The sequence below is a fragment of the Acinetobacter wuhouensis genome (assembly GCF_001696605.3).
In the GTDB taxonomy this organism is placed as follows: domain Bacteria; phylum Pseudomonadota; class Gammaproteobacteria; order Pseudomonadales; family Moraxellaceae; genus Acinetobacter; species Acinetobacter wuhouensis.
Map to the genome: position 1 here is coordinate 1,540,359 of NZ_CP031716.1, position 24,787 is coordinate 1,565,145.

Consider the following 24,787-nt stretch of genomic DNA (forward strand, 5'->3'; position numbering starts at 1 on the left):
TTCACAACAAGATTGAAAATAGATGGAACAGGTAGATAACAATGATCGTGATTGTAGAAGCAGTACGTACCGCAATGGGCGGTTTTCAAGGTGCATTATCGGCATGTACAGCACCTGATCTCGGTGCAGTGGCAATTAAAGAAGCAGTTGCACGTGCAGGCTTACAGCCAACCGATATTGATGAAGTAATTTTTGGTTGCGTACTTCCTGCGGGTTTAAAGCAAGGTCCTGCACGTCAGGCGATGCGTCAGGCAGGTTTGCCTGATACCACAGGTGCAACCACGATCAATAAAATCTGTGGTTCGGGTATGAAAGCAGTGATGCAGGCAGCCGATGCAATCAAAGCAGGTTCTGCAAGTATCGTGGTCGCAGGTGGTATGGAGTCAATGTCCAATGCACCGTATTTACTCGATAAAGCCCGTGCAGGCTATCGCATGGGACATGGTAAAGTCACAGATCACATGTTTCAGGAAGGTCTGGAAGATGCTGAAACAGGTTTGTCGATGGGAATCCTTGCACAGGAAATGGCAGATAAAAAAGGCTATACCCGTGAGCAGCAGGATGCTTATGCAATCAGCTCTTTAAATAAAGCGGTTGAAGCAGTAAATAATGGCTATTTCAAAGCGGAAATTGTCCCTGTAACAGTATCATCCCGTAAAGGTGATGTGGTTGTTGAACAGGATGAACAACCTCTAAATGCCAAAGCAGACAAAATTCCAACCTTACGTCCTGCATTTAAAAAAGATGGCACAATCACAGCTGCCAATGCCAGTTCTATTTCAGATGGTGCATCAGCACTAGTTGTGACTTCAGAAGAAATTGCAGCAGAACGTGGCTTAAAACCATTAGCCAAAGTTGTGGCATACGCAACTAATTCACAGCATCCATCTGAGTTCACGATTGCACCTGTAGGTGCAATTGAAAAAGTATTGAAGCAAACAGGTTGGGCTGTTGAAGATGTTGATCTTTGGGAAGTGAACGAAGCTTTTGCCATGGTCGCGATGCTTGCAATTGATGGTTTTAATTTAGACCGTGAAAAAGTCAATATCAATGGTGGCGCATGTGCGCTCGGGCATCCACTCGGATCATCTGGTTCACGTATTATTGTGACCTTGATTCATGCTTTAAAACGCACAGGCGGTAAAAAGGGTATCGCATCATTGTGTATCGGTGGTGGTGAGGCGACTGCGATTGCGATTGAATTGGTTTAATTTTTCAATCCCTTATTTTTAAAATTTAATTACTCAAGATTGACCAACATCCTTGTACGCAAGGGTGTCGGATGGTTGCATGCTGTATTTCTATTTTTTAGCTGTTTTTAGCAGTATTTTTGAGATTTTTTAAATGATTAACGGTTTAGAGCGTATTCGCTGTGCAGCTTTGCACGACAAAGTCATGTCTGTAGAAAAGGCAATTGAACTCATTCAAGACGGTGATGTCGTGGGGATGAGTGGTTTTGGTGGTGCAGGGGAAGCGAAAACTGTTCCGCTGGCTTTGGCGGATCATGCGCAGAATCATCCGATGAAAATTACTTTGGCGACAGGTGCGAGTCTGGGCAATCGCATTGATGGGCGTTTGAGTGATGCGCATGCTTTGGAGCGCCGTTATCCTTATCAAGCCGATCCGACATTACGCAAAGCCATTAACAATGGTGAGGTAATGTATATCGATCAGCATTTGTCAGAACTTGCCGATAATATTCGCCATAAAAACCTCCCTAAAATTAATGTTGCGGTGATCGCTGCGACTGCAATTACAGAAGATGGACAAATTATTCCGACAGGTTCATGTGGCAACTCTGCAAACTTTGTTGAAATGGCTGATCATGTCATTGTAGAAATTGATAATACCATCAGCCCTGTACTTGAAGGTGTGCATGATATTTATGTGCCCAAAGCGCGTCCGAACCGTGATCCGATTCCATTAACCGCGGTCGGTGACCGTATAGGGACAATTGGTATTCAGGTAGACCCAAGCAAAATCTCAGCGATTGTGATCAATGATTTGCCTGACACTTCATTTAAAATGGATGAGGCAGATGATGAAACTCTTGCGATTGCCAAACATTTGGTTCACTTCTTTGAAAATGAAGTTGCTGTAGGGCGTTTGCCCGAAAATTTAGGACCACTTCAGTCAGGTGTAGGCTCGATTGCCAATGCTGTTTTTGCAGGTTTTGAACATTCTGATTTTCATGATCTGGAAATGTACTCAGAAGTGCTACAGGACTGTACGTTCCAGTTGATTGATTCAGGGAAGATGAAGTTTGCTTCGGGCAGTTCAATGACCTTGTCGGATGATTGTGCCAAACGTGTAATGAATAATTTTGAGCAATACAAAGACAAAATCGTCATGCGTCCACAGGAACTGTCGAATAACCCTGAACTTATTCGTCGTTTAGGCATCATTGCCATAAACACGGCACTTGAGTTTGACATCTATGGTAATGTCAATTCAACCCATGTGACGGGTACGAAAATGATGAATGGTATTGGTGGTTCAGGTGACTTTACCCGTCATGCGCACTTAGCGATTTTCGTGACCAAATCCATTGCCAAAGGTGGTGCAATTTCTTCAGTTGTACCGATGGTGAGCCATTGTGATCATGCTGAACATGATATTGATGTATTGGTGACAGAGCAGGGCTTGGCGGATTTGCGTGGACTTGCGCCACGTGAGCGTGCTTTGAAAATTATAGAGAAATGTGCACATCCAAGTTATAAGGCTGATTTGTTGAGCTATTTTAATCGTGCCTGTGCATTGGGTGGTCAGACTCCACATGTGCTACGTGAGGCGTTGGCTTGGCATGCACAGTTTGAAGAAACGGGTAGTATGAAGTCAGCATAATGATTTTATAATGAGCATAAAAAAACCTGATCATGAGATCAGGTTTTTGCTGTTTAGAAGAATATTTCTATTCTACAAAACTTAGTCAGCACGACGCCAAATCGTACCTTGACGGGTATCTTCTAACACCACACCTTGATCGAGTAAAGACTGACGAATTTCATCGGCTTTGGCAAAGTCTTTGCCTTTCTTCGCATCGACACGTTGTTGAATCAAATCTGCAATTTGTTCTTCAGATAAACCCAAAGCTTCTTGTCCAATATCTGATTTTAAGAAGTCTTCAACATCATGTTGTACTAAGCCCAAAATATTGGTCATGTGACGTAAAGTAGAATAGTAAATCGCAGATTGCTCAGCATTTTCTTCTTTAACCGCACGATTGAGTTCTTTATTCACTTCAAATAACACAGCAATGGCTTCAGGTGTATTGAAGTCATCACACATTGCATTGTTAAAACGTTCAACCAAAGCGCCATCTAAAGTTTCGGCGGTTTTGTCACCATAGGCTTGTTGATAGGTTTTAAAAGAATTATAAAAACGAGAAAGGGTATTTTTCGCTTCTTTTAATGCAACATCTGAATAGTTCACTGGGCTACGATAGTGTGAAGACACAATAAAATAGCGCACTACTTCAGGATGGAACTTTTCAATCACATCACGAATGGTAAAGAAGTTGCCTAAAGACTTAGACATTTTCTCACCATCAACATTAATGAAACCTGCATGCATCCAATAGTTTACATATTGTTCGCCAGTTGAAGCTTCTGATTGTGCGATTTCATTTTCATGATGTGGGAATGTTAAATCTGCACCACCACCGTGAATATCGAAATGATTGCCTAAGCAGCAAGTTGACATTGCAGAACATTCAATATGCCAACCCGGACGTCCATTGCCCCAAGGTGAAGCCCATGCAGGTTCATTTTCTTTGGCATGTTTCCACAGTACGAAGTCAAATGGATGTTTTTTCTCAACTTCTACATCGACACGTTCAGATGCGCCTGCTTGCATATCTTCAAGTTTACGACCTGAAAGACGACCATATTTTGCGAATTTTTCAACTTCAAAATAGACATCACCATTTTCAGATGGATAAGCTGTGCCTTTATTCACCAAGTTGCCAATCATATTTTGCATTTGATCAATATAATCAGTTGCGCGAGGTGCTTCATCAGGTGGGATACAACCTAATTTGGCAAAATCTTCATTCATTGCGTCGATGAAGCGCTCAGTCAGCTGAGAAATCGTTTCACCATTTTCATTGGCACGTTTAATGATTTTGTCATCAATATCCGTGATATTGCGGACGTATTTTACTTTCCAACCTTGACTACGTAGGAAACGGTTGATGTAGTCAAATGCAACCACTGTACGTGCATGACCAATATGACAGTAGTCATAAACTGTCATACCACACACATACATGTCGATATGTCCTTCTTTACGTGGAACAAATTCAACTTTTTTACGTTGTTCTGAATTATAAAGAACGAATGGTTGCATAGGTCTTCTAAGTGCTTCTATATAAGGGTGGTTTATCTTAACCTAAGCATTTTTATTCATAAAGTTAAAATCAAAATAAAGATGGGTTTTCGAATGTTTTATATTTCAAACGTATTTGATTTCTGTAACAAAGGTATTCATCGCTTTTAATTTTTGAAGCGCAGGTATTGTTTTTGAAATTCACAGGACTAGATCTAATTTGTAATTTCTCCATCAAGATAGAAATTCTGTACAATTCGTGAAAACTTAAACATTTAACAAAGCAGTCTATTGTATTGCTATGCTAAAATATGAAAATATTCCATTTGATATTCAAAACTCTGCTTAGAGTTAAGGTTAGTCCATTTTGAATCCTGAAAATCTGCCAAACCAAGTTGATTTCCAAAAAGTAGCTTTGGAAACCTTGCGCATTGAAGAACAAGCTTTAGAAATTCTCGCAACCCAGATTGACGAGCGTTTTGATCGTGCATGCCAAATCATTTTGCAGTGCAAAGGTCGCCTTGTAATTACAGGTATGGGCAAGTCGGGACATATCGGACGCAAAATGGCAGCAACCTTTGCATCAACAGGTACACCATCATTCTTTATGCACCCTGGCGAAGCAGGGCATGGTGACTTGGGAATGTTAGTCAAAGGTGATGTATTGATCGCAATTTCAAACTCTGGAAAGAGTGATGAAATTATGATGCTGATGCCACTGATTAAGCATTTAGAAGTGCCTTTAATTACCATTAGTGGTGATGATAAAGGGCCAGTGCCACAGAATGCAGATGTTGCATTGACACTCGGAAATATCAAAGAAGCTTGTCCTTTGGGATTAGCGCCAACATCGAGTACAACTGCGACTTTAGCGTTGGGTGATGCATTGGCTGTAGCATTACTAGATGCACGTGGTTTTACCGCAGACGATTTTGCAATGTCACATCCTGCTGGTGCTTTGGGTAAACGATTGTTGTTGCATGTAAAACATTTGATGCATACAGGAAATGATTTACCAAAAGTACATCCTGATACACCGATGAATAAAGTATTGTACGAAATATCAAATAAACGCTTAGGTTTAACCACGATTGTGGACGAAAATGACACATTATTGGGTATTTTTACCGACGGTGATTTACGTCGTTTGATTGATAAACAACAAGGTTTTGATGTCAATCAAGCTGTGTCAGAAGTGATGGTAAAAAATCCTTCAACCATTTCTAAAGAAGCACGTGCAGTTGAGGCTTTAGAGAAAATGAATGACAAAAAAATTAACCAATTTATTGTTGTAGATGATGCCAATAAAGTGATTGGTGTTATTAGCATGCATGACCTGATTCAAGCTGGAGTAAATTAATCAATGGCTTCTTATGTTTTACTGGAACAAGCGCGTCATATTGAAGCATTGGTTTTAGATGTAGATGGTATTTTAAGTGATGGTTTTGTAACTTTGACCAATACCGGTGATGAAATTAAATCATTCGATATTCGTGATGGTTTAGGCATGAAGTTGGTGCAAAAATCTGGCATTAAAGTCATCATCATCACGGGTCGTAAAAGCAATATTGTTGAAAAACGTATGGCTGACTTAGGTGTCGATTTAGTTTTTCAAGGTCGTGAAGATAAAGGCGTAGCGCTACGTGAAGCATGTGCGCAATTTGATTTAGACCCTGAAGATTGTTTGTATATGGGTGATGACTGGCCAGATCTGTCTGCATTTGCAATTGCTGGGATGAAAGTAACAGTACCGAATGGACATGTAGAAGTACGTAAACGTGCAGATTTAGTCACTCAAGCAATGGGTGGGCGTGGTGCAGTACGTGAAGTTTGCGATATGTTACTGATGGCAAAAGGCACTTACCAAGAACTACTTGAAAAATATACAGCTATACCGCATTAATAGCTTATTCAAATGATCAAATGTTGAATGTAATTTATGGATACTAAGGTTTTATATGTCACAGCAGTTGTCATCGCGGCAATGGGTGGTGGCTATTACTATTTCAGTGGAAACGGCAAAAAGTTGGATGTAGATTCATCTCAAAGTATGAAGTATTCTGCTGAAGGTATCCAATTGGTTCAAACTGATGAAAAAGGTAATTTGCATGTGCGAGCGCATGTTGATCATTTGGAACAAGATTTACAAAGAAAAACTTCGCAACTGAGTCATTTAAATGCATCTATGTTTCAAAACAATCAAGTTGATTCAACTTTTTTTGCAAAAGAAGCAAGAGGCTTTAATGATAATGAAAAGGTTATTTTAACAGGTGATGTTAAAGCGACTAAAATTGGTGATGGCGGAACGATGGTATTTTTAACAGATGAGTTGACGGGTTATCCTAAGCAACGTCTGTTCGAAACAAATCACCAAGTGACTGTTAATGCACCAGATGCAGAGTTTATCAGCCAAGGTTTAAAAGCGGATTTAAATCAAGGTCAATATGAGTTTGCACATATTCGAGGAAAGTATGTACCTAATTAAGCCATTTTCGATTCAAAACTCTTTCCTAAAAAAAGCAATTTGTAGTGTTGGTTTGATGTGTTTTTCAGTGGCGTCATTTGCGCTACCATCAGACCGTAACCAACCGATTTCATTGGTTGCAGATAAAGCAACGTATAATGAGCGTACTGGTGTAACGACTTATTCAGGTAATGTCATTATCGAACAAGGGACAATGAAGTTACAAGCGGCTTCAATTGTTGCTCAGCTCAATAAAAATAAACAGATTAGTACGATTACGGCTACAGGTTCACCTGCGAAATTTCAGCAACAAGTGGATACTGCGAAAGGTATTGCCCGTGGTGAAGCACAGAAAATTATTTACAATGCTGAAACAGGTATTTTGAACTTGGTGGGTAATGCTTATCTTTATCAAAATGGCGCGAGTATTCGTAGTAATACTTTACGCTATAGTATGAATAAAGGTGATATTGAGGCTTCTGGTAGTTCAAATGAAACAGGATCACCAAAAGGTCGTGTGCAAATCATTATTCCGCCAAACAGTACCAAGTCATTCCCTGGGGTGCGTGATTAATGCAAGCTGAGAATCAAGTACAGACATTGTGTATCAAACACCTAGCTAAAGTGTATAGTAAGCGCTGGGTAGTGAAAGATGTTTCTTTTACAATGCAAAGTGGACAGATTGTAGGACTACTTGGGCCAAATGGTGCGGGTAAAACCACCAGCTTTTATATGGTGGTCGGTTTGGTTCGCATGGATAAGGGTGAAATTCATTTAGATGATGAAGATATTTCAGACTTAGCGATGCACCAGCGTGCGCGGAAAGGGATTGGTTATTTACCACAAGAAGCCTCAATTTTTAGAAAGTTGACCATTGCTGAAAATATCATGGCAATTCTTGAAACACGTAAAGACCTAGATAAACAACAACGTCAACAACGTCTTAAAGAGCTTTTGGAAGATTTTAAAATCTCGCATATTAAAGACTCTTTAGGCATGAGTGTTTCTGGTGGTGAGCGACGTCGTGCTGAAATTGCACGAGCTTTGGCAGCTGATCCGAAATTTATGCTTTTGGATGAACCTTTTGCAGGGGTTGATCCGATCTCTGTCGGAGATATTAAGGATATTATTCGTCAGCTCAAAGGGCGTGGTATCGGTGTTCTCATTACAGACCATAATGTACGTGAAACTCTTGCAATTTGTGAACACGCATATATTGTTAGTGAAGGTGCTGTCATTGCAGAAGGGACACCTGAAGACGTCTTAGCCAATGAAACAGTACGAGAAGTGTATTTGGGTGATGATTTCACTGTATAAGTGGATTTGATTGAATAGAAAAAGGTGAAGCAAATGCTTCGCCTTTTTTATTTGATTTTTTGTTTATAGAGAAGAATTAAGGTATAAGCAACTGATGATGTCTTATTCATGGAGTTTATTATTTAGATACACATTTGCTTTAAAAATAAACAATTGTGATTTTTTAGTTTAAATAATACCCATAAGTTCTAGATGGTTTTTTATGCAGATTAAAAATTAGACAGAATGGAGGTTTGGCTTAATCTGTCATTGTCTAAAGACTCAGTTTGTTTAGATAATATTTATAAATTCAAAATATTAATAATAATCATATTTTATTATTTAAATAAAAAAATAATTTAATTTACCTAAATTTTATGATTTAAAACACATGGGTAAAGTGGATTTTAATTATTTAAAATTTAATATAGTGTGATGTTGAGCACATTTAATTTCTCTGGGTTGTTTTAAATATATTAGTGGTTTTTATGAAATATCTTATTTTATAAATATGTGAATTTTTTATTTTAAAATTAACTACTTGTGAAATTTGTCGCATTTAATTATCTTTTTGTAGATGGGTGAAGTATAAAATAAGGAATTATTATGACAAATATCACAATTTACGAAAAAGGAACGGCAAAAGTATTAACTCAAGATGTAGTTAATAGCCATCACTCAGTTTATAAAGTAAATATTGAGAAAAATAATATTGCTAAGGCAATAAAAGTTAATAATAATTTGGAAGTATATTTACTAAATGGTGAAAAAGTTGTCATTGAGGACTTCTTTGTTGGTGAAAAACCGAAAGAATTTACGATTGAAACGGCTGATGGACAACATTTTTTATTAAACTTTTTAGCATTTGATACAGAAGGTGTTGCTACAAAAATTGATTATTTGAGTATTTCAGATTTTCATGAATATTTAGTTGGTGATGATTCTGCGGTCGTGCCAATTTGGGCATGGGTTGCAGGAGCGGCAGGGTTGATTGGTATAGCCGCAGCGGCAGGTGGCAGTGGTGGCTCTAGTCATTCAGATAATGGTGCGAATAGTGGCGATCATACTGGCCCTAAATTAACTATTGATGTTATTGATAATAAAAAATAAATATTAAAGCTGATGAAGCCAGCAAAATTGAGATTAAAGATGCTAATGGAAATACCATAGGTTCTGGGAAATTAAATCAAGCGGGAGAAATTGACATTACTTTGTCCCGTCCACTTCAAGATAATGAAACAATTACGATTATCGCAACAGACACATCAGGGAATAAAACACCAGAAACAATTAATGTTGGTGATGTTACTAAACCAGAAGTTAGTGTGGATATTGTTGATGAAAATACCATTCAAATTGATTCAAATGAACCTGGTAGTAAAGTCGAAATTACGGATAGTGCAGGCAATAAAATTGCAGAAGGTATAATTGATGAGAATGGACAGCTTATTGTTGATGTTGATAAGCCATTAAATCCTGGTGATAAAATTATTGTCAATGTAACAGATGAAGCAGGCAATAAAACTACAGAAGAAGTCCCCATTGATGAATTTACTGGTGGTGGAAATAGCGGTAGTGCAGATAAACAACCGCCTGTATTTGAAAGTGCGGACGTTAATACTTTAGGACAAATTGAGCTTCATTATTCGGAAGAATTAGATGCAGATAATTTGCCAGCTGCTAATCAATTTGTTGTTAAGGTTGATGGCAAAACTATTCCAGCTGAAAACATTACAGTGAGTGTTATTGATCAGCAAGTGATTTTAACTTTAAATCCGCCTATCTACACGGGTCAAACCGTAACGGTAAGTTATCAAGATGCTACTGTAGGTGATGATCTCAATGCAATCCAAGATCTTCGTGGAAATGATGCGGCTGATCTTCCTGAAACGGCATTAACAAATAAATCAACCGTTGTTGATCCAACTGATAAAACTCCTCCAATCATTAAAACTGAAGTTACAGATGCGACTCATATTGAAGTGACTTCAAATGAATCTGGTACTGTTGAAATTAAAGATGTCGCAGGCAATGTGATTGGTAGTGGTACGATTACTGGAAATGATACACCTGATAATATTCAATTGACTCGTCCATTGGTGGATGGTGAAACAGTCACAGTTGTGGTTACTGATGCTGCGAAAAATGAAGGGAAAGAAACAGTTAAAGTGGGTGATGTGACTGCTCCAATTTTGACAAATACCTCGGTCAATGTGGATGGGGAATTGGTGCTTAGTTTTAATGAGCCATTGGATGAGGACAATCCACCGCAAGCGACTGACTTTACCATACTGATCGGTGGTGTACTGACGGCTCCAAGCACAGTAACTGTTGAAGGTAAAGACGTAATACTTACTTTTGACCCGCCAATCTATGCAGGTCAAAGTGTACAAGTGATCTACAAAGATCCAACGGCTGGTGATGATATCCAAGCGATTCAAGATATTGACGGTAAAGATGCAGCAAGCTTCAACGAAACTGTAAAACCATTGGACAACCACTCAACTCAACAGCCCCCGACGACACCAGACACAGTAGCGCCATTACTTAAAACAGCAGTGGTCGACCCAACTGGAAAAATTATTTTGACCTTTGATGAAGCACTTGCTGGAGAAGCTGCGACAGTTGAAGATTTCAAAGTGATGGTCGATGGACAAGCGGTAACCGTCCAAAGTGTTGAGGTAATAGGTGATACAGTCACAGTGGTGACCAGTCCCGTAATTCCAGCAGGTTCTACTGTTGTCGTGAGTTACAAAGACGTAGATACCAGTGATGGTACTACCGACAATGGCGTACTTGAAGATGCGGCAGGCAATGATGTTGTTAGCTTTGATAAAGTGATTGGTGGTAGTGACAATGGATCAACTCAACAGCCCCCGACGACACCAGACACAGTAGCGCCATTACTTAAAACAGCAGTGGTCGACCCAACTGGAAAAATTATTTTGACCTTTGATGAAGCACTTGCTGGAGAAGCTGCGACAGTTGAAGATTTCAAAGTGATGGTCGATGGACAAGCGGTAACCGTCCAAAGTGTTGAGGTAATAGGTGATACAGTCACAGTGGTGACCAGTCCCGTAATTCCAGCAGGTTCTACTGTTGTCGTGAGTTACAAAGACGTAGATACCAGTGATGGTACTACCGACAATGGCGTACTTGAAGATGCGGCAGGCAATGATGTTGTTAGCTTTGATAAAGTGATTGGTGGTAGTGACAATGGATCAACTCAACAGCCCCCGACGACACCAGACACAGTAGCGCCATTACTTAAAACAGCAGTGGTCGACCCAACTGGAAAAATTATTTTGACCTTTGATGAAGCACTTGCTGGAGAAGCTGCGACAGTTGAAGATTTCAAAGTGATGGTCGATGGACAAGCGGTAACCGTCCAAAGTGTTGAGGTAATAGGTGATACAGTCACAGTGGTGACCAGTCCCGTAATTCCAGCAGGTTCTACTGTTGTCGTGAGTTACAAAGACGTAGATACCAGTGATGGTACTACCGACAATGGCGTACTTGAAGATGCGGCAGGCAATGATGTTGTTAGCTTTGATAAAGTGATTGGTGGTAGTGACAATGGATCAACTCAACAGCCCCCGACGACACCAGACACAGTAGCGCCATTACTTAAAACAGCAGTGGTCGACCCAACTGGAAAAATTATTTTGACCTTTGATGAAGCACTTGCTGGAGAAGCTGCGACAGTTGAAGATTTCAAAGTGATGGTCGATGGACAAGCGGTAACCGTCCAAAGTGTTGAGGTAATAGGTGATACAGTCACAGTGGTGACCAGTCCCGTAATTCCAGCAGGTTCTACTGTTGTCGTGAGTTACAAAGACGTAGATACCAGTGATGGTACTACCGACAATGGCGTACTTGAAGATGCGGCAGGCAATGATGTTGTTAGCTTTGATAAAGTGATTGGTGGTAGTGACAATGGATCAACTCAACAGCCCCCGACGACACCAGACACAGTAGCGCCATTACTTAAAACAGCAGTGGTCGACCCAACTGGAAAAATTATTTTGACCTTTGATGAAGCACTTGCTGGAGAAGCTGCGACAGTTGAAGATTTCAAAGTGATGGTCGATGGACAAGCGGTAACCGTCCAAAGTGTTGAGGTAATAGGTGATACAGTCACAGTGGTGACCAGTCCCGTAATTCCAGCAGGTTCTACTGTTGTCGTGAGTTACAAAGACGTAGATACCAGTGATGGTACTACCGACAATGGCGTACTTGAAGATGCGGCAGGCAATGATGTTGTTAGCTTTGATAAAGTGATTGGTGGTAGTGACAATGGATCAACTCAACAGCCCCCGACGACACCAGACACAGTAGCGCCATTACTTAAAACAGCAGTGGTCGACCCAACTGGAAAAATTATTTTGACCTTTGATGAAGCACTTGCTGGAGAAGCTGCGACAGTTGAAGATTTCAAAGTGATGGTCGATGGACAAGCGGTAACCGTCCAAAGTGTTGAGGTAATAGGTGATACAGTCACAGTGGTGACCAGTCCCGTAATTCCAGCAGGTTCTACTGTTGTCGTGAGCTACAAAGACGTAGATACCAGTGATGGTACTACCGACAATGGCGTACTTGAAGATGCGGCAGGCAATGATGTTGTTAGCTTTGATAAAGTGATTGGTGGTAGTGACAATGGATCTACACAAGTGCCACCAACAACAGAAACTCCTCCAATTTTATTATCAAGTGTTGCAACACCAGAAGGAGAAATTATTTTAACATTTGACCAAGCATTGTCTTCAGATTTACCAAATGCGAGTTCATTTGTCTTACTTGTAAATGGTCAAAGTGTGACAATTGATTCAATTAGTTTCACAGATACAACCCATGAAAGTATTGTGCTTCATACCAGCCCAGCGATTCCCAAAGACGCGATAGTTTCACTGATTTATATGGATCCAACTTCATCCGATGATGCAAATGCAATTCAAAATGTAAATGGATTAGATGGTGCAAGCTTCCAAGTTGTTGTTAATACATTGAATGGACTTGATCCACTTTTAGCTAAAAATGATTTCAATACAGTTGATTTTGGATTGGAGAGTGTTGCTGTATGGGACGATATTATCAATGCTCATGATACCAAAGTTATTGAACTACTTAGTAGTAATACTGAAAGCTCAGGTGTTGAATTTACATTACCAAAAAATGGTGATTCCACTATAGATTATTCAAGTGATGTGTTGATCACGATACAGCAACAAGATTTACTTTCTGTTGCTACTGGTTTTTCAGTCATTATTATGCGTAAAAATGACCAAGGGGAATATGAGCAGTATGCTGTTAAAACTGTACAAAATGGTGGTGTAATTGCTGATAGCTCATTATTACAAGTATTAGGTATTGTTGGAGATGGAAACACGATTGCAGTAAGCCTTGACGATTTACCGGAAGGTGATTACAAAGCTGTAATAGCAAGTGATCAAAGCGTATTATCCGATGTGTTGACAGAACTAACGCTTGCTGAATTAGCAAGTGGAGAAAAGCTTCTCGGTGCAGAAAACGAAGAATTAGTAATTAATACTTTGAAAGCGTTATTAGAGGCGAAAGGGCAAGGTAATTTATTATCAACAGTTGTTGTAGGATTGGTTTCAGGCTTATTAGATACCGTCAATGGTGTTCGGTTAGATGTGTTGGTGAAGGCTTTAACTGACTTGCCAATACTAAAAAATGTATTAAATGCCGCAGATTTTATAACAGGAATTGTTGCGGGATTAGTTGCAAGTACATTAACAATCTATGAGCAAACAGACATTACGATTTCTGGTAAGGATTATTATTTTGAACCTAAGACGATTACTGGTTCATTGTATGAGGAAGTTAATAAACCGCAAAATGATGATCTATTAGGTTATCAAGCCTCTGCGAAAGTTACACTTATTCAAATACTAGACAGTAGTGGGCAAGTTATTGCTACTCAGACAATTGATCCACAAGATGCAGAAACTGAAATTGTAGGTCTGTATGGAACATTTACTTTATATACTGATGGAACGTATAGCTATTCGGCAAATGGATCACATGTTTCGATCGGGCAAAAAGAATATATTAACTATACAATCAGTGATGGTTATAACCAAGATTCCTCAGCTCAATTACAAATTACTATTCGTGGTCAAAATCAAACACCAGTAACCCCAAGTGGTCAAGAACTGTATGCTACAACTGATATTAAAGTGGGTCATTTAGAAATTATACCTACTATAACGAATATTGCTCAAACAGGTAATGATATTACAATTGGTGGTTATGTTGCGAAAAAAACTGGTTTTATCACTGTTGGATTAGATTTGGGTCCTGTACTTGATTTAGGGTTACTTGAAAGCAGTAGTAATACGGGTAATCAAAATGTTGGTATCAGATTGAGTGTCGGTTCTGGTAAAGTCGAAGAATTAAATATCAAAGCAGATGTGGGTGGTGTTGTTATTGGAACAATGGATTTTTATGTTTATAAACTCAATGTGACAACAGGTTATTATGAACAATATCTCGCTAAACCTGATTGGTTTGGTGCATTCTTAGGAGGGGTTTCACCTTTAACCCCACTTACTTTAACTGAAGGTGATTATGTTTTATTAATGAATGCTGGAAGTGGGCTGGCTGCATTAACGGGTTATACGCTGTATGTCATTAATGAGAAGGTATATGATTATAATAGCGTAGATGGTATTAAGTTAGATGGTTCAACGAATTTAACTTTAGAAGGTAATGTACTGACAGATAATTCAGGTTATGGTGTTGATAAACTGACAACTGATGCAAAATTATATGCAGTAAATGGCGTTAAATTTGGGAGTGATACTTCTATTACTGTGAACGGTAAATATGGCACGCTTACAATTAATCAAGATGGCACTTATAGTTATACTATTAATCCAACAGCTACAGGTTATGTTGGCCAAAAGGATACATTTAGTTATACGCTATACGATGCAAAACTTGGTTTATCTTCAACTGCGAATTTAATTATTGATTTAACTACACTTAATTTAAAAGCAGATTTTGATGCTGTACAGCTAGTTAATACAGCTGATCCTATAGTAGTAAATGCAAATTTGGTTAATGCTAGTCCTTTAGTTACTCTGAGTGATGTGAATAAGACTAAAACGTATAACTATAATTTTACGATTAATCCTGATAATTTATATCATGATACCAATTACAATATTAAAGTGACTCGGACAGGTTTAGGTGGAGGAACATTCGAAGCAAAAATCATTAATAAAATAACAAATGAAGTAATAATACTTAAGGAGCCAACAAGTATTGGAACTGGTATTACGATCAGTAATTTGTTAGGGAATTTATCATCAGGTGAATATCAATTAGTTATTACTTTGGTTCAGACTTCTGGAGTTCCGACTTATAGTTTAGATGCTAATATCAAAACGACTACATCAGGTAAATATATAGAAGCAGATAGTACAACGGCTGTCGTTAAAACTGGAAATATCTTTAGTAATGATGATTTGGGTAGTGTAACAACGCATGGTAAAGTACTGATCAGTGGTAAAGAAATGTACCTCAATAGTACCATTACACAAGATTCATCGAGTTTAACTATAACTGGTTCTTATGGGACTTTGGTTTTAGAAAAAAGTGGGAATTATACCTACACCGCCAATGGATCGGGTTATGGTATAGATAAATTTACCTATACAATCGTTGCTGCTGATGGAACAAGTGAACAAGCTGTACTTTCGATTAATGTAGGAAGTAAGTTTGTCGGGTCTATTTATCAAGACATGCTATATAGCACAGCGGGTAATGATACTATTTCGACTTCAGGTAGCTCCGATACCGTCATTTTCAAATTATTGTCTAATACAGACGCAACAGGCGGAAATGGCAAAGACACATGGACAGATTTCCACGTTGGAAATGTTACAACTGATGCTGAGGCAGATAAAGTTGATCTTTCAGCACTACTGATTGGATTTAACAGTGCAAATATTACTAGTGATCTCACAGCTTCTACGGCTTATTTGAAAAATTATCTTGGTGTGAAAGTAGATGGTGATGATGTAACTCTTACTATCGATAGAGATGGTGCAGGAACAGCATATACAGTGAAGACGGATCTATTACAAATGAATGGATTAGCTCAAACGGGTGCAGCATTTAATGGCAAAACTGAAGATGATATTTTGAAACTATTACTTCAAAATCATCAACTAGGATTTTAATTGAAGCGACTTAATCATTGATTCGAGAAACCCTAAGTTCGCTTAGGGTTTTTTATTGCATCAAGTATTTTGATTCATCCATAAATAAACGATTCCTAGCCGTCATTTATGCAATAACACGCTATAATCACAGCATATTGAGTTTAAATTTTTTATTTCCCTTATGGCTTTTACCTTAGCAACTGAAACGACGTTTGAAGAGGACATTAAAAAGAGTCGCTTTCAAGCGATCGCTGCACCTGTAGAAAATGAACAGCAGGTCAAAGAATTTCTAGAAAAGCACCTCGACATTAGCACCACACACCAATGCTGGGCTTGGAAAATAGGACACAATGTTCGTTTTAATGATGACGGTGAACCCTCAGGCACAGCAGGGCGTCCAATACTGGCAACCATTGAAGGTAATGAATTAACCAATACCATTGTTTTAGTCAATCGTTGGTATGGTGGAATCAAACTCGGTACAGGAGGTTTAGTCCGTGCCTATGGTGGATGTGCAGGGCAGTGCCTATTACTCGCTGAAAAAATAGAATTAATAGAAAAGAAAAAAGTTTATTTTCAATGCCAATTTAACGAATGGGCAATCTTTCAATATGAATTGAATACCCAACAAATTGAATACACAGAACAATATACTGCTGAAGGTGTGCAGGTCGATGCCTTATTACAAATCCATCAAATTGACGCATTAAAACTTAAAATCCAAGATGTGACTAGAGGACGTGAACAGTTAAAATTATTAGACGAATAGTGTGCATACGTCCTCTCTTGCGAGGCAGTGCCTCTCAGGACGTGAACAGTTAAAATTATTAGACGAATAGTGTGCATACGTCCTCTCTTGCGAGGCAGTGCCTCTCAGGACGTGAACAGTTAAAATTATTAGATGAATAGTGTGCATACGTTCTCTCTTGCGAGGCAGTGCCTCATAGGACGTGAACAACTCAAAGTGGTAGAGGAAAACGATGACTGAACAAGATCCATTACTGAAGTATCGTGAACAACACAAACATCGTTTAAATTATATGCCGTGGTTGTATTATTCACTCAAAGCTAAAAATAAAGTCTGGGCGGAGCAGTGGCAACACGAGTATCAAGCTTATCTTAAGGCAATGGAAACGGTTGAAATAGGTGAAAATTGCTTTATTTCACCCTTGGCACATATCTTTGCAGAACCTGGACGCAAAATTATTATCGGTGACAATACCTTTATTGCTGCGGATTGTACCTTGCATGGGCCATTGGAAATTGGCAATGAAGTTGCGATTAACCATCACTGCATTTTAGATGGTGGGCGTGTCGGTATTAAATTGCACGATCAAGTGCGTATCGCAGCTTATTGTCATCTCTATGCCTTTGATCACGGCATGGATTTAGAGCAACCAATTTACCAACAAGCGGTAACATCGAAAGGTATCGAAATTGGACAAGATGTCTGGTTAGGCGCACATGTAGGCATCAAAGATGGTGTGAAAATTGCTTCTAAAGCAGTCGTGGGAATGAACAGTATGGTAACCAAGAATGTTGAAGAACGTGAGATTGTGGCAGGGAATCCTGCGCGATTTATCCGATTCCGTGAGTGAATTCACGCTTTGTACAAATCCTTAATAAAAATAAGGATTGATTACATAAAGCTGTCCAAACTTGCCAAAACTTATGCTAATTTTAAATAAAGAAAACCCAGAGCTGGAAAGCTAAAGCGAGGTTAAAATGAATAGAGTCGTGGCGTGTATTGATTCTTCTCCGTGTATCAATGCATTGGCAGAAGCAGCTGCTTGGATTGCTCAGAAAACAGGGCGTGAGCTGGTTTTATTACAAGTTTTGGACTATTACCCAGCAAGTTATCATTTAGGTGAAATTAGTGGGGTCATTGGTTTTGAAAGTAATGCCATGTTACTCAAAGAGCTTGCCGAGTTGGAGCAGAAGCAAAGTGAATTAGCACTAGATTATAGTAATAATTTACTGAAGCACATTTCAGAAATGATTCAAGAAAAATATGGGATCACACCGACTCAAATTCAAATGAAAGGCGATTTTCTTGAACAAAGTTTTAGTGAACTCACTGTGGATGATATTGCCGTGATCGGTCGTGTTGGTGAGCGATCTGCTGAAAAGAATAAAGTACTAGGAAGTAATGTAGAAAACTTTATTCGTGGTACAAAAAGTACGGTTTTGACTGTAGGCGAAACCTTTAAGCCACCGACACGCTTTATTTTTGCCTATGAGCTTTCCGAAGCCTGTCAAAAAATGCTTAAACGTGTAGAGAAAAGTGACTTGTTACGGCTATTGCAATGCCATTTAGTCTATGTTGGAGATCATCCTGAAATATTAAATGAACCTGCACAACGTTTAAGAGATGCAGGTTTGGATGTTGTTGTTGAATATCGTTATGGTGATATCGCTGAAAATATTCTAGATTATCAAAATCAGCATCAAATCCAGCTGATTGTATTAGGTGCATTTAGTCATAGTAAGATTCATCAGTTTTTCCTCGGTAGTGTTACAACAACGATTTTTAGGAATTCATCTGTTCCATTATTGGTGACTAAATAGGGTTCTGTTTTTTGATGAAAGTTTTGATGACCGTTTTGATGAAAATTACGATCAATCGTTATTTATTTCATCATTGTTTTTGAGTAAATTATTTTAATAATTATTGAATAGTTAAGTAAATTACGTAATTCAATAATTGTTTTTACAGAGCCGTAAATCTACAAATTTACGGCTTTTATATTTTTAAATGATAAAAATAATTTGGATAAATCTTGCTTTTTCAAAAGCAATAGTTTTTTAAATATTGCATATTTTAACTGATTAAAAAATAATCTTTTAAATAAATTTCATAATATTCATTGGTTTAAAAAGCTATAACTGAGTTATCCACAATTCTACAAACAAGTTCAGGGGATAACTCAAATATATGAAGTATTCAGTGGTATAAAAATAGGAAAATTAAAAATAAAAAAGACCACGATGTAGTCGCAGTCTTTTTTAGTTGAAAAGTAAAATATTTAGGGTTTATTTTACAATTGCGATTGCAAAACCATCATGACCTTTACTACCAACTGTTTGCAATGCAGTACAAGATAAAATTTTCGGATGGTTTTGCATAGCTTTATACATATCACGGATGCCTTCGATACTTGGCTTAACATTTTCAGGGTCAAGAATATCTCCGGCACGAATCACATTGTCCAATACAATCACTGTGCCTGAGTGTGAAAGATTTAAGCTTAATTCCAAATATTCAGGATAGCTTTGCTTATCCGCATCGACAAATATAAAGTCAAAAGCTTCTGTATCTGCTGGCAAAGCTTTAAGAATGTCAGCAGCCCGACCACATTTTAATTCTATAGTTTGTTTAAGTTTGGCATTATCAATATTTTCTTGCCCTAAAGCGGCATGGGTATCACGACCTTCGATCGTTAAAATATAACCATCATCGGGTAGTGCACGAGCTAGCCACATGGTGCTATAAGCTGCAAAAGTACCAAGTTCTAAAACACGTTTACATTTGTTCATTTGAATCAGCATTTGCAACAACATACCTTGATTGGCTGCAACTGCGAGGTGATCTGGAAATCCTCTGTCAGCCGTATGTTTTAAGGTCTGAGTCAGGATTGGATCTTCAGGAATTAAATGTGATTCGATATAAGCATCGATGTCTGACCACATTTGTTGCATGTTTATCACCTAATTTGGAGTCGCAGGGTTGGTATAGGTGCATTTTAATCGTTTAAACACAGAGTGCAATTTTAATAAAGGTTGTTGCTTTATTTTTGTTCAATTGTGCTTTTGCTGTGCAGATATGAGAAATATGAAGAAATGGCGACAATAAAATCTAAATGACCAATAAAGAGGTTTTAGTTGTAATAATCCTTTAACATTTTGCTAAAACTCAGTAAGAAAGAACTTAAAATGATCAACATCATCGAAAAACTACAGCAAAAGAAAATAATTTTTTGATAGCTTTGCGTGCAACTATTCATTAAAGGTAAATAATAGACCCGATACATTGAGCGGAAAGTTTGCATGATCAATATAAAAAGGCTGATGAAACTAAAGCTAATCACTATATTTTGAATCATAAAATATTGACTTACTTCAGACAATAAAATGTAAATAATCAGACAACTCATACAGATAATAAAAGTCAGCATACTGGTCGAACTGAGCATTTTTAGAAAGGTTTCGTGCCATTCTTTGCGACTAAGTAAGGAGATTCTGGACATTGTACTGGTCATATTCACTGCTCATTTTATGTATATTTTAGCCGATAAAAGATGCTTAAATTTTGTTTGTACGACGTGACTTGACGTGTGTTTGCATAATTTTAAATCGTAGTTTTATGACATCAACATGAAATATTACAATTCAAAGCTGAAAAATTTTATATTTTAAAAATTAAATACAGTTTATTACATATTGAATTTTAAAGATTTTTAATTAAATCAAATGCAAATCATCAATTATCACAAAAGCGTAATAAAGCTGTAACTTATTTGTCATATTTTAAAATCAAAATGCAGTTATCGGAAAAGCACGACACAACAAAAAACTGAAGTGGCGTCTTTCAAATATCGCAGCTTATTTTAAGAGAGAAAAGAATGCGCATTAATCATATCGCACTTGCTTTAGCAGTTTCAGGGGCAGCACTAGCAACTACAGCAAATGCTCGTGATACAATTCAAATCGCTGGTTCTTCTACTGTACTTCCTTTTGCAAGTATCGTTGCAGAAGAATTTGGTAATACTTTCCCTCAATTTAAAGCACCTGTAGTTGGCTCAGGCGGTAGTTCTGCTGGTCTAAAACAGTTCTGTTCAGGTGTGGGCGATAACACAATTGATATCGCAAATGCTTCTCGTAAAATTAAAGACACTGAAGTTGCAGCTTGTAAAAAAGCGGGCGTAAATAAAATCCAAGAAATTAAAATTGGTTATGACGGTATCGTTTTCGCGTCTAACTCAAACAAAGCAGCGTATAAATTACGTCCACAACACGTATTTGCAGCTTTAGCAGCTGAATTACCATCAAATGGTAAATTGGTTCCTAACCCATATACGCGTTGGAATCAAATTGACAAATCATTGCCAAATGAACCAATTACTTTAGTTGTTCCTGCATCTAACCACGGTACACGTGAAGTTTTCCAAGAGAAAATGGTTGAATCAGGTTGTGAAGCGTATGATTACTTCAAAAAGTTAGATAAAGATGCTCAGAAAAAAGCATGTTCAAACTTCCGTAAAGACGGTAAAGTGATTGAAATTGCAGGTGATTATACTGAAACACTTGCACGTTTAAAAACTTCTCCTAGCGCAGTAGGTGTATTTGGTCTTGGTTTCTATGATCAAAACAAAGACAAATTACGTGTTGCTACTGTAAACAATGTAGTTCCATCTGAACAAACTGTTCTAAATGGTACATACCCAGTATCTCGTCCTTTATACTTCTATGTAAAAGGTGAACATTTACAAGCAATCAAAGGCTTAAAAGAATTTACTGAATTCTTCTTGAGCAAGAAAGTTTCTGGTAAGGGTTCTAAACTAGATAAAGCAGGTTTGATCTCTTTATCTGACTCAGAACGTGCAAAAGTACTTGCTGGTTTCAAAGCTGGTAAATAATAAAACCGAACAATTGAGCTGATGGTGGGAGACTACCATCGGCTTTCATTGCTAAGAAGAGTTTTTTCAAATAATGAAAATTGAAAAAACGGTGGAGAATACATGAATCTGCTACTCATTGGCGTGTTATTAGCTTTAATCGCTATCGCATATCAAATCGGGCTACGTAAAAGCCGAAGCCTAGCAGGTAAGGGAAATAACACTGCAATTTTACATTCACGTCCAGGCTATTATGGCTCTTTGGTGGCGTTGTGGTGTGGAATCCCAGCTTTTTTAATTTTGATTGTTTGGAACTTAGTAGAACCAAGTGTTCTACAACATCTTATTTTAAAAAATGTTCCAGCAAATATTGCTTCTTCATTAGATGAAGCAGGGGTACATGTTCTGGTAGAGCGTGTTCAAGCGATTGCTTCAGGATTTGGTGTGACGGATACACCAGCTGCTTATGAAGTTGCAGCCGCAGAGCAGTTGTCAAAATTTGAACGTATTGGGGCATTTGCTAAATTTGCAGTCGTCGTCTGTATTGCAATGCTTGGTTTAGTCTGGGCGCGTAAAAAAATTACGCAACAGTTTCGTGCGCGTAACGAAGTTGAAAAAACCATTAATATCGTTTTGATTCTTTGTTCTGGTGTTGCCATTCTCACTACTGTCGGTATCGTGATGTCGATGTTCAGTGAGGCAATGCACTTTTTCCAATTTGTGAGTCCAATTGATTTCTTCTTTGGTACTGAGTGGAATCCTGGTTTTAGTACTTCTGGGAATGCAGAAGGTAGTTATGGATTATTACCATTGCTATGGGGAACACTCATGGTCAGTGGTATTGCATTATTAGTTGCTGTCCCTCTAGGGCTGATGATTGCAATCTATCTAGCTGAATATGCTTCGCCAAAGTTCCGTTCATGGGCAAAACCAACAATTGAAGTTTTAGCGGGTATTCCAACGATCGTTTATGGTGTATTTGCCATGATGGTGATTGGCCCGATCTTCAAATCTATTGGTGATGCAGTGGGTATCGAAGTCAATGCAACCAGTGCTTTAACAGCAGGTTTTGCAATGGGGATTATGATTATCCCATTCGTATCATCACTTTCAGATGACATTATTACTCAAGTACCACGTTCACTACGTGATGGTTCTTTAGGTTTAGGCGCGACCAAATCTGAAACTATTCGCCAAGTGGTATTACCTGCGGCATTGCCAGGTATTACAGGTGCATTTTTACTTGCAGTTTCTCGTGCAGTAGGTGAAACCATGATTGTGGTTCTTGCAGCAGGGAACAGTCCGTTACTGCATATCAATCCACTTGAAGCAGTGTCGACAGTAACCGTGACGATTGTAAAACAATTAACGGGTGATACTGACTTTGCGAGTCCACAGGCATTGGTTGCCTTTGCATTGGGTCTGACCTTATTCACTATTACATTGTGTCTAAACATTGTCGCACTTTATATTGTGCGTAAATATCGTGAGCAATACGAATGAGTACAAATACATCTCCTATGGATCAAAATGTATTTGATCCTCAAGCAGCAGCAGAACTGCGTGAAAAACGTAAGGCAAAAATTGCCAGTACTTTGTCAAAACGCCATCGTAAAGAAAAAGTATTTCGCATAGTTGGTTTTTCAGCGGTTATTACTGGTCTTGCATTTGTTGCAATATTATTTGGCAGTATTTTGTATAAAGGCTTACCTGCATTTTGGCAAGCCAGTATGACTGTTCCTGTTTACTTTGATCCAACAGTGATTGATGCAGGTCCTAAACCAACTCAGAAAGTGGGTGAGTCGCCTGCGGTATTCCAAGAGCGTTATGTTGATTGGCAAACCAAAATGGGGATGGTGGATTGGGATGCATTAATCGTGAATGGTTTGATTGCAAAAGATCCATCACTCGAAAGCCATCGTGATGAACTTTCTAGCTTATATACCAGTTCTGAGTCGTATCGTATCCGTGATATGGTCTTTAAAGATCCAGCATTAATTGGGAAAAAAGTTGAATTAAACTTCCTTGCTGATGCCAATATTGATGTTTGGCTAGCAGGAAATATTGATCGTACACTTCCAGATGAACAGCAACAATTAGATCCTGAGATTCGTCAACTTGCAGATAAAATGGAAGCTTCGGGTGTGATTAGCCGTACGTTTAATACACAAATGTTCAGCAATCCAGACTCACGCAGTTCACCAGCAACAGCCGGTTTAGCAGGTGCATTCATGGGGTCATTATTCATGATGCTCATCGTGATTGCGATCTCTATTCCACTGGGTGTTGCAAGTGCGATTTATCTAGAAGAGTTTGCACCAAAGAACTTTATCACCGATATTATTGAAGTAAACATTAATAACCTCGCAGCAGTACCTTCGATTGTATTTGGTTTACTGGGTGCTGCCATCTTTATTGGATGGATGCATTTACCAATTTCAGCACCGCTAGTGGGTGGTTTGGTACTCAGTTTAATGACTTTACCAACGGTGATTATTACTACACGTGCTTCATTGAAAGCTGTGCCACCATCAATTCGCCAAGCAGCCCTCGGTATCGGAGCATCACGTCTACAAACTGTATTCCACCATGTATTGCCTTTGGCTTTACCAGGAATTATGACGGGTGCAATTATTGGTATCGCACATGCATTGGGTGAAACTGCTCCGTTACTATTGATCGGGATGAGTGCTTTCGTTGCCAATATTCCAGTATCACCAATGGATCAAGCAACGGCTTTACCTGTTCAAGTTTACTTATGGCAAGGTAACGAACTACGTAACTTCTTCGAAGGGCGTACCGCTGCTGCAATTATTGTGCTCTTAGCGCTGATGGTCGGACTAAATAGCTTTGCAATTTGGTTACGTAAGAAATTTGAAGTTCGTTGGTAAAGG

At 38.5% G+C, this 24,787-nt stretch carries 17 protein-coding genes; 15 read left to right on the forward strand and 2 right to left on the reverse strand.

Annotated elements, in window-relative coordinates; translation table 11 throughout:
• The first annotated feature begins 35 nt into the window (after nucleotides 1-35).
• Both BEN71_RS07970 and BEN71_RS07975 read left to right on the forward strand, forming a co-directional pair.
• Nucleotides 36-1,211 carry a thiolase family protein gene (locus tag BEN71_RS07970; protein ID WP_068976055.1) on the forward strand — a complete coding sequence of 392 codons (1,176 nt, stop codon included), beginning with the start codon at nucleotides 36-38 and terminating at the stop codon, nucleotides 1,209-1,211.
• A gap of 133 nt (nucleotides 1,212-1,344) precedes the next feature.
• Entirely contained in the window at nucleotides 1,345-2,844 is a 1,500-nt protein-coding gene (locus BEN71_RS07975; protein WP_068976054.1) for a succinate CoA transferase, read from the forward strand.
• 81 nt (nucleotides 2,845-2,925) lie between these two features.
• Here BEN71_RS07975 and cysS read toward each other — a convergent pair whose 3' ends face one another.
• Nucleotides 2,926-4,347 (reverse strand): cysteine--tRNA ligase, encoded by a 1,422-nt coding sequence (gene cysS, locus BEN71_RS07980; protein ID WP_068976053.1) that lies wholly within the window; start codon nucleotides 4,345-4,347, stop codon nucleotides 2,926-2,928.
• 361 nt (nucleotides 4,348-4,708) lie between these two features.
• Here cysS and BEN71_RS07985 point away from each other — a divergent pair, with 361 nt between their 5' ends.
• The 10 genes from BEN71_RS07985 to BEN71_RS08030 all read left to right on the forward strand — a co-directional run bounded on the left by BEN71_RS07985 (nucleotide 4,709) and on the right by BEN71_RS08030 (nucleotide 18,846).
• Entirely contained in the window at nucleotides 4,709-5,686 is a 978-nt protein-coding gene (locus BEN71_RS07985; protein ID WP_068976120.1) for a KpsF/GutQ family sugar-phosphate isomerase, read from the forward strand.
• A 3-nt stretch (nucleotides 5,687-5,689) separates the two neighbouring features.
• The gene (locus BEN71_RS07990) at nucleotides 5,690-6,229 is read left to right on the forward strand and encodes a KdsC family phosphatase (protein ID WP_068976052.1); all 540 of its coding nucleotides are present in this window, start codon (nucleotides 5,690-5,692) and stop codon (nucleotides 6,227-6,229) included.
• Between the two features lie 36 nt (nucleotides 6,230-6,265).
• Nucleotides 6,266-6,811 (forward strand): LPS export ABC transporter periplasmic protein LptC, encoded by a 546-nt coding sequence (gene lptC / locus BEN71_RS07995; protein WP_068976051.1) that lies wholly within the window; start codon nucleotides 6,266-6,268, stop codon nucleotides 6,809-6,811.
• Nucleotides 6,798-7,364: a lipopolysaccharide transport periplasmic protein LptA gene (gene lptA, locus BEN71_RS08000; protein WP_068976050.1), complete on the forward strand. Its 567-nt coding sequence runs from the start codon at nucleotides 6,798-6,800 to the stop codon at nucleotides 7,362-7,364. Before lptC ends, lptA begins: the two co-directional genes overlap by 14 nt.
• Nucleotides 7,364-8,107, forward strand: coding sequence for an LPS export ABC transporter ATP-binding protein (gene lptB / locus BEN71_RS08005; RefSeq protein ID WP_068976049.1), 744 nt, complete (start codon nucleotides 7,364-7,366; stop codon nucleotides 8,105-8,107). Before lptA ends, lptB begins: the two co-directional genes overlap by 1 nt.
• A gap of 585 nt (nucleotides 8,108-8,692) precedes the next feature.
• Nucleotides 8,693-9,196, forward strand: a complete 504-nt coding sequence (locus BEN71_RS08010) for a BapA/Bap/LapF family prefix-like domain-containing protein (protein WP_068976048.1) — start codon at nucleotides 8,693-8,695, stop codon at nucleotides 9,194-9,196.
• 56 nt (nucleotides 9,197-9,252) lie between these two features.
• A complete protein-coding gene (locus BEN71_RS08015) occupies nucleotides 9,253-16,296 on the forward strand; it encodes a BapA/Bap/LapF family large adhesin (RefSeq protein WP_264757115.1) in 7,044 nt (2,347 codons plus the stop codon).
• A 163-nt stretch (nucleotides 16,297-16,459) separates the two neighbouring features.
• Nucleotides 16,460-17,047, forward strand: a complete 588-nt coding sequence (locus tag BEN71_RS08020) for an IMPACT family protein (RefSeq protein ID WP_068976046.1) — start codon at nucleotides 16,460-16,462, stop codon at nucleotides 17,045-17,047.
• Nucleotides 17,048-17,258: 211 nt separating this feature from the next.
• Entirely contained in the window at nucleotides 17,259-17,876 is a 618-nt protein-coding gene (locus tag BEN71_RS08025; RefSeq protein WP_068976045.1) for an acyltransferase, read from the forward strand.
• A 127-nt stretch (nucleotides 17,877-18,003) separates the two neighbouring features.
• The gene (locus BEN71_RS08030) at nucleotides 18,004-18,846 is read left to right on the forward strand and encodes a universal stress protein (protein WP_068976044.1); all 843 of its coding nucleotides are present in this window, start codon (nucleotides 18,004-18,006) and stop codon (nucleotides 18,844-18,846) included.
• Nucleotides 18,847-19,311: 465 nt separating this feature from the next.
• Here BEN71_RS08030 and BEN71_RS08035 read toward each other — a convergent pair whose 3' ends face one another.
• A complete protein-coding gene (locus BEN71_RS08035) occupies nucleotides 19,312-19,977 on the reverse strand; it encodes an O-methyltransferase (RefSeq protein ID WP_068976043.1) in 666 nt (221 codons plus the stop codon).
• Nucleotides 19,978-20,900: 923 nt separating this feature from the next.
• On the opposite strand from BEN71_RS08035, the gene BEN71_RS08045 reads away from it, so the two are divergent.
• The 3 genes from BEN71_RS08045 to pstA all read left to right on the forward strand — a co-directional run bounded on the left by BEN71_RS08045 (nucleotide 20,901) and on the right by pstA (nucleotide 24,784).
• The gene (locus BEN71_RS08045) at nucleotides 20,901-21,914 is read left to right on the forward strand and encodes a substrate-binding domain-containing protein (RefSeq protein ID WP_068976042.1); all 1,014 of its coding nucleotides are present in this window, start codon (nucleotides 20,901-20,903) and stop codon (nucleotides 21,912-21,914) included.
• Nucleotides 21,915-22,016: 102 nt separating this feature from the next.
• A complete protein-coding gene (gene pstC / locus BEN71_RS08050) occupies nucleotides 22,017-23,396 on the forward strand; it encodes a phosphate ABC transporter permease subunit PstC (protein ID WP_068976041.1) in 1,380 nt (459 codons plus the stop codon).
• Entirely contained in the window at nucleotides 23,393-24,784 is a 1,392-nt protein-coding gene (pstA, locus tag BEN71_RS08055; RefSeq protein WP_068976040.1) for a phosphate ABC transporter permease PstA, read from the forward strand. Before pstC ends, pstA begins: the two co-directional genes overlap by 4 nt.
• The last annotated feature ends 3 nt before the right edge of the window (nucleotides 24,785-24,787 follow it).